The following is an 8,455-nucleotide window of genomic DNA, read 5'->3' on the forward strand; positions in this document are numbered from 1 at the left end:
GGCGCACGCCGAAGGCGCGGCGCAGCCGGTCCAGGTCCGACAGGTCGCCGATGAAGCGGCGCTGGGGCAGGGGCGCCAGGCGCAGCAGCGTGGGCGAGACGATGATCTGGTCGGCCCGTGCCAGCGCCACATGCTCGGCGATGTTCAGTACCGTGAGCTGGTGGTTGCCCGGGTACGCCTCCTGCAGGATGCGGCGCGCATTGGCAATCGCGCGCAGCGAGATCGGCGAGGTGGTGCTCACGTAGAGCCGAAAGCTGTGCTGGTGCGAAACCTCCGCTGGCTGGTCATGGTGCGCTGGCGCGGCTGCGGTGTGTGCCATGGCCATCAGCCCAGGGGTTTCACGTCCAGGCCCACGAGCACGCGTTCCTCGTTCGACAGGTCGCCGATGATCTTGCGGATGGGCTCGGGGAACTTGCGCACCAGGGTGGGCACGGCCAGGATCTGGTCACCGGCCGCCAGCTGCGGGTTGACCAGCAGATCCACCACCTCGATGCTGTAGCGCCCGGCCAGGTGGGTCTCGCACAGGCGCTTGAGATTGTGGAGTGCGGCGGCGGAGCGGGGTGTGGAGCCGGCCACGTAGAGCCGCAGCTGCCATTCGGGTCTGGAGGATGCCGCAGCGGAGCTGCCTGGGGCGGCAGGCGCCGGGCTTTTGCGGGAGGTGCTGGTGGGGGCCATTGCATCAGCCCTTGCGCGAAGCGGTGTTTTTCGAACGCGTGCCGGTGCCGGCGCCCCGCCGGGCCGCGATGCTGCGGGTCCGGTCCTGCACGCCCTGGGCCTCCAGCCGCTCGCGTTCGATCTCGAACTGCACCTCGCCAGCGCGCTCCTGGGCATCCACGTTGAGCGCCTCGATCTGCGCGTCCAGCGCCTTGCGCCGGTTGGCCAGGTCTCGTAGCCGGCGTGCATGGTCGCGCCCGCGCAGGTCGTTGGCGGCCAGCACCTGCGCCTCATGGGCAATGCGCGCCGTGCCGGTGAGCACCTGGTCGCCAAAGAGGTAGACGTCCACCAGGTCCACGCCATGGTCCGAAAAGACGAACTCGCGCACCTGGGTGGAGTGCGGCATGCCGCGCGACTTGAGCACCTGCAGCGTGCGCGTGCGCTCGCCGTTGACGGCCACGTTGGCCAGCAGCAGCCAGCTGTCCATGAGCGAGGACACCCCCACCTCCGAGGTGGCTACCGGCGTGTTGGCCACGTCTGCAGTGAGGCTGGTGAAAAGGGCCGTGATGCCCTGGGTCTTGAGGAAGTCAAGGAGCCGCATCAGCGTGATCTTGAGGCCGGTATCGTCGCCTTGCGAGGTCAGGTTGCTGATGGGGTCCACCGCGACCACGGTGGGGCCGAAGGCGCGCACCAGTTCGTACATGTGCACCAGGTGCTGCTCCAGCCCCTGAAGGGTCGGGCGGGTGGACTCGATCCTGAGCAGGCCCCTGCCCACCCAGCGGCGCAGGTTCAGGCCGATGGACTCCATGTTGCGCAGCAGTTGGCTCTCGGACTCCTCATAGGCGAAGAGCACGGCCTTTTCGCCACGCGCGCAGGCGGCGTCCACGAAGCTGGCGGCGATGCTGCTTTTGCCAGTGCCCGGCGCACCCGACACCAGCAGGCTGCTGCCCCGGAAGATGCCCCGGCCCCCCAGCATGTCGTCGAGCCCGGCGATGCCGATGGAAACGCGCTCGCGCGACGCCTGGTGGTTCAGCGACAGCGAGGTGATGGGCAGCACCGACAAGCCGGTGCGCCCGATCAGGAAGGGGTACTCGTTGGTGCCATGCTCCGAGCCGCGGTACTTCACCACGCGCAGGCGCCGGGTGGAAACCTGCTCGGCGATGCGGTGGTCCAGCAGGATCACGCAGTCGGCCACATATTCTTCCAGGCCATAGCGGGTGAGGGCGCTCTCGCCGCGCTCGGCGGTGATGATGGCCGTCACGCCCCTGTCCTTGAGCCAGCGGAACAGGCGCCGCAGCTCGCTGCGCAGGATGGCGTGGTTGGGAACGCCCGCGAACAGCGCTTCGATGGTGTCGAGCACCACGCGCTTGGCCTTGATGGAATCGATGGCATAGCCCAGGCGGATGAACAGGCCTTCGAGGTCGTACTCGCCGGTTTCTTCGATCTCGCTGCGTTCCACGCGCACGAAGTCCAGCGCCAGCTTCTTTTGCCGCTGCAGCGCGTCCAGGTCGAAGCCCAGCGAGCGCATGTTCACGGCCAGTTCGTCGGCCGATTCCTCGAACATCATGAAGACGCCGGGTTCGCCGTAGACGGTGGCTCCCCGTACCAGGAACTCAGCCGCCAGCATGGTCTTGCCGCAACCCGCAGCGCCGCAGACCAGGGTGGGGCGCCCGGTGGGAAGCCCGCCCTCGGTGATCTCGTCAAGGCCGGAAATGCCGGTGGGCGTCTTGGCAATGCCGAAGATCGGCGGGGGGCTTCGTTTCTTGCGGCGGGTGGTGGTAGCCATCTTGGCGGGATCAAGAAATCGATGGAACGAAAGGAAACCAGGTTGCCAATGTGGAAACCTGCACTTCAGGTGCATGCAGCGCGAGCCGCCCGCCTGTGGCGTTGCCACCGATGCACGGGATCGTAAGAAATTGCAGTGCGCGCCGCTGTAGGACGCAGCCGGATAGAGCGGCGCGACAGCGCTGGCGATGCGGGCCGAAGGGGGCTGGTACCCACAGTGCGAGAAGAGTGCCAACTGCACATCGATGTAGGACATCAGCCCATGTGCATGCAGGACGCGGGCCCTTGCGCGCATGCACGGCAAGCCGCAGAATTTGCCGCATGGTTGGCTGCCATCGTCGGCATCCATGCCTATCAAGCCGCCCGCGGCAAGGAGATCGCCATCGCCCACGCACCCGGCCACGACCAGCTGCAGAAAGTGCGGTGCTACACCCTCTTTTTTCCCGGAGGCCGGGTCTACGCGGGCGATACCGAAGGGCACCTCGTCGCTCTGGCGCTCGTCACCCACCGCAATGGGCGCTACGGCTACACGCTGGAGGGCAACGGCTTCACTGCTGGCGGCCTGGACAGCGCCCATGCCCTGCTGGAGTCCATTGCCGGCCGGCTCACGGCGGAATACGTCGAAACGCAATTCCAGCACAGCCCCGACCTGGCGCGTGCCGATGTCTTCGATCTCACGGCCGGACCGCACCTGAACATACGCCTGCAGTCCGCCTGAGCCCCGTGCCACGGGGCCGAGGCGGGCAATTTGCCGGGAGGCGGAGCGGCTGCTGTCCTACAAGAGCGATCGTAGCCTGGTGTTACTTTCCAGACCACCCTCTGAAAGGACAAGCGCCATGAGCGACGACAAGGACAAGACCGTTCAGGACCGCCATTTCATCAACCTCAGCGAGCAGTACGAAGTGCGCGACTGGAGCAACAGCCTGGGCGTGACCGAGGCGCAGCTGCGCGAGGCCGTGGCGGCCGTCGGCTCCTCGGCCGACAAGGTGCGCGAGTATCTGAGCCACGCCCGCTGACAAGGGTAGCCCGATGGCCCGTGCGAAAGAAGACGAAGGCAAGGCACCCACCTCCACGCGCACGATGTGGAAGGGGGCGATCAGCTTTGGCCTGGTGCACATTCCCGTGGGCCTGTACTCGGCCACGGTGAGCTCGGGGGTCGACTTCGACTGGCTGGACAAGCGCTCCATGGAGCCCGTGGGCTACAAGCGCGTGAACAAGGTCACGGGCAAGGAAATCGCCGCGGCCGATATCGTCAAGGGCATCGAGTACGAGGACGGGCACTACGTGGTGCTCACGCCCGAGGAAATCGCCGCGGCCTACCCCAAGATCACCCAGACCATCGAGATCGAGACCTTTCTCGATGCCGACGAGATCCCCTTCGTGTACCTGGAGCGGCCCTACTACACAGCCCCGCTCAAGCGTGGTGAGAAGGTCTATGCGCTTCTGCGCGAGGCCCTGCGCCAGAGCAACAAGGTGGGCGTGGCCAAGGTGGTGATCCAGACCAGGCAGCACCTGGCGGTGCTGATCCCGTGCGGGCCCGCGCTGATCCTGAACCTGCTGCGCTGGGGCGGCGAGATCCGCTCGTTCGAGCAGCTCAACCTGCCGCCGCTCGACGCCAAGGCTGCGGGCATCAAGCCGGCCGAGATGGACATGGCGCTGCAGCTCATCGAGGACATGACCCAGGCCTGGGATGCCGATGCGTTCCGCAACTCGTTCGCGCTGGAGATCCACAAGCTCGTCGAGAGCAAGGTGGCCGCGGGCGAGACCGCCACGGTCGTCAAGGTGGACAGCGCCAGGGAAGGCGCCCCGGCAGGTGCCGACGTGCTGGACCTGACCGCATTGCTCAAGCGCAGCCTGGAAGGCAAGGGCGCAGGGGCGGCACCCAGAGGCAAGGCGGCGGCCTCGGTGACCCCGCTGCCGGCCGCACGCAAGGTGACCGCCAAGGCCGCGGCGAAGAAGATCCCGGCCAAAAAGACCGCCACTCGGAAGGCGCCTGGACGCCGCGCGGCCTGAACCATGGCCAAAGACCCGCACATGACCGACTCGCTCGCGCTCTACAAAAAGAAGCGCAACTTCGCCGTCACGCCCGAGCCAGCCGATGGTGGCGAAGTGGGCGCGGAGGCGCTGCAGTACGTGATCCAGAAACACTGGGCCAGCCGCCTGCACTACGACCTGCGCCTGGAACTCGACGGCACCATGAAGAGCTGGGCCGTGCCCAAGGGCCCGAGCCTGGATCCGGCCGACAAGCGCATGGCCGTGCAGGTGGAAGACCACCCGATCTCGTACAACAGCTTCGAGGGCCAGATACCGCCCAAGCAGTATGGCGCTGGCAAGGTCATCGTCTGGGACCGCGGCTGGTGGGTGCCGGTAGGTGACGCGGCCGAGGGTTACCGCAAGGGCAAGCTCAAGTTCGAACTGCACGGCCACAAGCTGCAAGGCCACTGGACGTTGGTGCGCATGCACGGCAAGGGCGGCGAGAAGCAAACGCCCTGGCTGCTGATCAAGGAGCATGACGATTTCGAGCGGCCCGCAGCCGAGTTCAGCATCGTCGAGGAAATGCCCGACAGCGTGACCGCGCTCGCGCCCCTGGCGCCGCCCGGGCCTGCCGGCATCGCCCGCGCCGACGCTCCGCCCGCCAAGCTGGCCAAGGTGCCGCTGCCCGACACCCTGGCGCCCCAACTGGCGACACTGGTGGACAAACCGCCGGCCGACACCAGCGACTGGCTGTGGGAGCTCAAGTTCGACGGCTACCGCCTGCTGGCCCGTGTGCACAACCGCTCCGTGCGCTTGTTCACGCGCAACGGCAACGACTGGACGCACCGCATGCCCCAGCTGGCCCGGGCCATTGCCGAGCTGCCGCTGCAATCGGGCTGGGTCGATGGCGAGGTGGTGGCGGTGGACGCCCATGGCACCCCCGACTTCCAGGCACTGCAGAACGCCTTCGATACCAACGTGGCCAAGGACCTGGTGTACTACGTGTTCGACCTGCCCTATGCCGACGGGCACGACCTGCGCAGCATGCCGGTGGTGGAGCGGCGCGAGCGCCTGCGCGCCCTGGTGGACCAGGTGAAGACCGGGCGCGTGCGCTTCAGCGAAGGCTTCGAGGCCAAGCCCTCCGATCTCGTGTCCTCGGCCTGCCACCTGGGCTTCGAGGGCGTGATCGGCAAGCGCAAGTCCGCGCCCTATGCCTCGCGGCGCAATGCCGACTGGATCAAGCTCAAGTGCAGCCACCGCCAGGAGTTCGTGATCGCCGGCTTCACCGACCCGCAGGGCTCGCGCACCGGCATCGGCTCGCTGCTGCTGGGCGTGCATGGCGACGACGGCGCGCTGCGCTATGCCGGCAACGTGGGCACGGGCTTCAGCGAGCGCACCCTGCAGGAGCTGGCCACGCGGCTCACCGCGCTGTACACCACCAAGAGCCCGTTCCCCGAGGGCGCTGCCACCGGAAAGAAGGCGCACTGGGTCAAGCCGCGCCTGCTGGCCGAGGTGTCGTTCGCCGAGTGGACCAAGGAAGGGCGCATCCGCCATTCGGTGTTCCACGGCCTCAGGGCAGATAAGCCGCCCCGGGCCATCGTCCAGGAGAAGCCCGAGGTCATGGCTGCCATCGAAAAAAAGCAGGCGAAGAAGACCGCGGCGCCCAAGGCCGGCACGAAGGCCAAGGCCGCTGTGGGCTTGCCCGGTGCGCTGCGCATCTCGCACCCGGACCGCGTGATCGACCCCGCGTCCGGCATCACCAAGATCGAACTGGTGCGCTACTACGCGACCGTGGCGCCGCTGATGCTGGAGCACCTCAAGGGTCGGCCCGTCTCGCTGGTGCGCGCGCCCGATGGCGTGGGTGGGGAGCTGTTCTTTCAGAAGCACATCGACAGGGGCACCATGGACGGCGTGGCGCTGCTGGACCCGGCTCTCGATGAAGGCCATGCGCCGCTGCTCGAAGTGGCCAAGCCCGAAGGCCTGCTGTCGGCCGCGCAGATGAACGTGCTGGAGTTCCACACCTGGAATGCGCGCAAGGACCGCATCGAGCGGCCCGACCGCATCACCTTCGACCTGGACCCGGGCGAGGGCGTGCCCTGGGGGGACGTGCAGGAGGCCGCGCAACTGGTGCAGGTGCTTCTCAAGGAGCTGCACCTGCCGGCCTTTCTCAAGACCAGCGGTGGCAAGGGCCTGCATGTGGTGGTGCCCATCAAGCGCCTGCAGGGCTGGGCCGCGGTCAAGGGCTTCTCGCAGGCCGTGGTGCAGCACCTGGCCGAGACCATTCCGGCACGCTTCGTGGCCAAGAGCGGCCCGCGCAACCGCGTCGGCAAGATCTTCGTGGACTACCTGCGCAACGGGCGCGGCGCCACCACCGTGAGCGCCTGGTCCGCGCGCTCGCGCGAGGGCATGGGCATCTCGGTGCCCGTGGCCTGGAAGGAACTGGACGTGCTCACCAGCGGGGCGCACTGGACCGTTCGCACCGTGGGCGAGCGCCTGCGCCAGGGCAATGCCCCCTGGGACGGCTATGCAGCGGCCGCGGTATCCCTGTCGGGCGCGATGCGCCTGCTGGGCTACAGCGCCAAGGACTGAACCGAATTCACCCCATTTCAGCTTTCTCATCAACCATAGAAAAAACCAAAATGATCAAGATCGGCATCGTGGATGACCACAAAATCGTTCGTGCAGGCCTGCGCCAGTTCCTGGCCGACCATGTGGACCTGCGGGTGGAAGGAGAAGCCGGCAACGGGCGCGAAGCCATCGACCTGATCCGTGAGCACGACATCGACGTGCTCGTGATGGACCTGGCCATGCCCGGGCAGAGCGGGCTCGACGCCATGTCCATGCTGCGCGCCAAGGCGCCGGACATGGGCATCCTCATCCTCAGCGGCTACCCCGAGGAGCACTACGCCATCAACCTGATCCGCCAGGGCGCGAGCGGCTACCTCAACAAGGAGTGCAAGCCCTCCGAGATCGTCGAGGCGATCCGCGTCATCGCGCTGGGCAAGCGCTACCTCACGCCCACCGTGGCCGAGCTGCTGGCCCAGCAGCTCAACCGCCCCGGCGAGCGGCCAGCGCACGAGCACCTTTCGGAACGCGAGTTCCAGGTGTTCCTCAAGCTTGCCCAGGGCGCCAACGTCGGCGAGATCGCCGAAGACCTGTCGCTGAGCGTCAAGACCGTGAGCACCTACCGCACGCGCCTGATGGAAAAGCTGCACCTCGATTCCAACAGCGACCTGACCTATTACGCACTGAAGAACAATCTGATCCAGTGAGCGCGGTCGGCGGGGCAGGAGCTTCACTGCCTCCGCCGCCGCGCCCCTGCGTGGACCGCGGGCGCCTTCACTGTGGGGCGCTGCGGCCGGGAATCTTGCTGTCCACGGCCCGCGAGGCGTTTCGGTCGCGTTCGAGTTGCTCGTCCACGAGCTCCTGCTCCACATGGTCCGGGGTGTCGTCCTGTTCCTCATGTTCGGGCTCCGGGCGTGTGGTGGCGGCTTGGCGTCTGAAATGATCGGCAGCCGGGAACGGCCACGAGGAAGGGGACGGGGTGGTATGGGTGTTCATGGCTTGCTCCTGCTTGGCGGGCGATATCCGCCGGACGCATCCATTCTTTCAGCGCGCCACGGTACGCGGGGTAAGACAATGGCGGTGATGCCGGCCAGGGTGGAGGCCAGGAGGCCGCCCTGTCCAGCGCTCACCAGTTCCCGCGTTGACGATGAAAGAGGGGATGAGCGTCCTCCCCTGATGACCGGTGCTCTGCCACTTCTCCTACAGGTCAGCGCCTGTTGGCCAGGGAACATGATGCTCTCTCGAAACCGCTTGGAGGTCACCATGTTCCAGCAACGCCGCCCTGCGGCCAGCGCCGTATCTTTCATCGGTGCAGGTTTGGCCATGGTCGCCCATGGCGCTTCTGCCGCCGTGGGTCTGGTGGAGGGGGAAGAAATTCCTGCCAAGGTACCCGCCACCACCGCGGATGTTCCGCAAAGCGAACTCGGGCAATGCCTAGGTAACCGCTTCGAGGCCTGGCTGTACCGGGGATGCTGAC

Annotated in this window: 10 protein-coding genes; 6 read left to right on the forward strand and 4 right to left on the reverse strand. The window is 67.0% G+C overall.

Going from position 1 to position 8,455, the window contains the following annotated elements; translation table 11 throughout:
* From ACK59X_RS31725 to kaiC, 3 genes are all read right to left on the reverse strand, one after another.
* Positions 1-319: circadian clock KaiB family protein (locus ACK59X_RS31725; protein ID WP_409962980.1), on the reverse strand; the 319-nt coding region annotated here is incomplete at its 3' end.
* Positions 320-324: 5 nt separating this feature from the next.
* Positions 325-675, reverse strand: a complete 351-nt coding sequence (locus ACK59X_RS31730; RefSeq protein WP_409962982.1) for a circadian clock KaiB family protein — start codon at positions 673-675, stop codon at positions 325-327.
* Positions 676-679: 4 nt separating this feature from the next.
* On the reverse strand, positions 680-2,440 hold the full coding sequence (gene kaiC / locus ACK59X_RS31735; RefSeq protein ID WP_409962984.1) for a circadian clock protein KaiC: 1,761 nt from the start codon (positions 2,438-2,440) through the stop codon (positions 680-682).
* Between the two features lie 324 nt (positions 2,441-2,764).
* On the opposite strand from kaiC, the gene ACK59X_RS31740 reads away from it, so the two are divergent.
* From ACK59X_RS31740 to ACK59X_RS31760, 5 genes are all read left to right on the forward strand, one after another.
* On the forward strand, positions 2,765-3,157 hold the full coding sequence (locus ACK59X_RS31740; RefSeq protein ID WP_409962986.1) for a hypothetical protein: 393 nt from the start codon (positions 2,765-2,767) through the stop codon (positions 3,155-3,157).
* Positions 3,158-3,275: 118 nt separating this feature from the next.
* On the forward strand, positions 3,276-3,455 hold the full coding sequence (locus tag ACK59X_RS31745; protein WP_409962988.1) for a DUF3606 domain-containing protein: 180 nt from the start codon (positions 3,276-3,278) through the stop codon (positions 3,453-3,455).
* Positions 3,456-3,468: 13 nt separating this feature from the next.
* Positions 3,469-4,452, forward strand: coding sequence for a Ku protein (locus ACK59X_RS31750; RefSeq protein WP_409962990.1), 984 nt, complete (start codon positions 3,469-3,471; stop codon positions 4,450-4,452).
* A gap of 3 nt (positions 4,453-4,455) precedes the next feature.
* The gene (gene ligD, locus ACK59X_RS31755) at positions 4,456-7,002 is read left to right on the forward strand and encodes a DNA ligase D (RefSeq protein WP_409962992.1); all 2,547 of its coding nucleotides are present in this window, start codon (positions 4,456-4,458) and stop codon (positions 7,000-7,002) included.
* A gap of 50 nt (positions 7,003-7,052) precedes the next feature.
* On the forward strand, positions 7,053-7,685 hold the full coding sequence (locus tag ACK59X_RS31760) for a response regulator transcription factor (protein ID WP_007857152.1): 633 nt from the start codon (positions 7,053-7,055) through the stop codon (positions 7,683-7,685).
* Between the two features lie 67 nt (positions 7,686-7,752).
* On the opposite strand, the gene ACK59X_RS31765 is transcribed toward ACK59X_RS31760, so the two are convergent.
* The gene (locus tag ACK59X_RS31765) at positions 7,753-7,974 is read right to left on the reverse strand and encodes a hypothetical protein (RefSeq protein WP_409962994.1); all 222 of its coding nucleotides are present in this window, start codon (positions 7,972-7,974) and stop codon (positions 7,753-7,755) included.
* Positions 7,975-8,241: 267 nt separating this feature from the next.
* Between ACK59X_RS31765 and ACK59X_RS31770 the strand changes: the two genes are divergently transcribed.
* Positions 8,242-8,454 carry a hypothetical protein gene (locus ACK59X_RS31770; RefSeq protein WP_409962996.1) on the forward strand — a complete coding sequence of 71 codons (213 nt, stop codon included), beginning with the start codon at positions 8,242-8,244 and terminating at the stop codon, positions 8,452-8,454.
* The last annotated feature ends 1 nt before the right edge of the window (position 8,455 follow it).

Origin of the sequence: Acidovorax sp. (assembly GCF_046339755.1) — a bacterium.
In the GTDB taxonomy this organism is placed as follows: Bacteria; Pseudomonadota; Gammaproteobacteria; order Burkholderiales; family Burkholderiaceae_C; genus Acidovorax.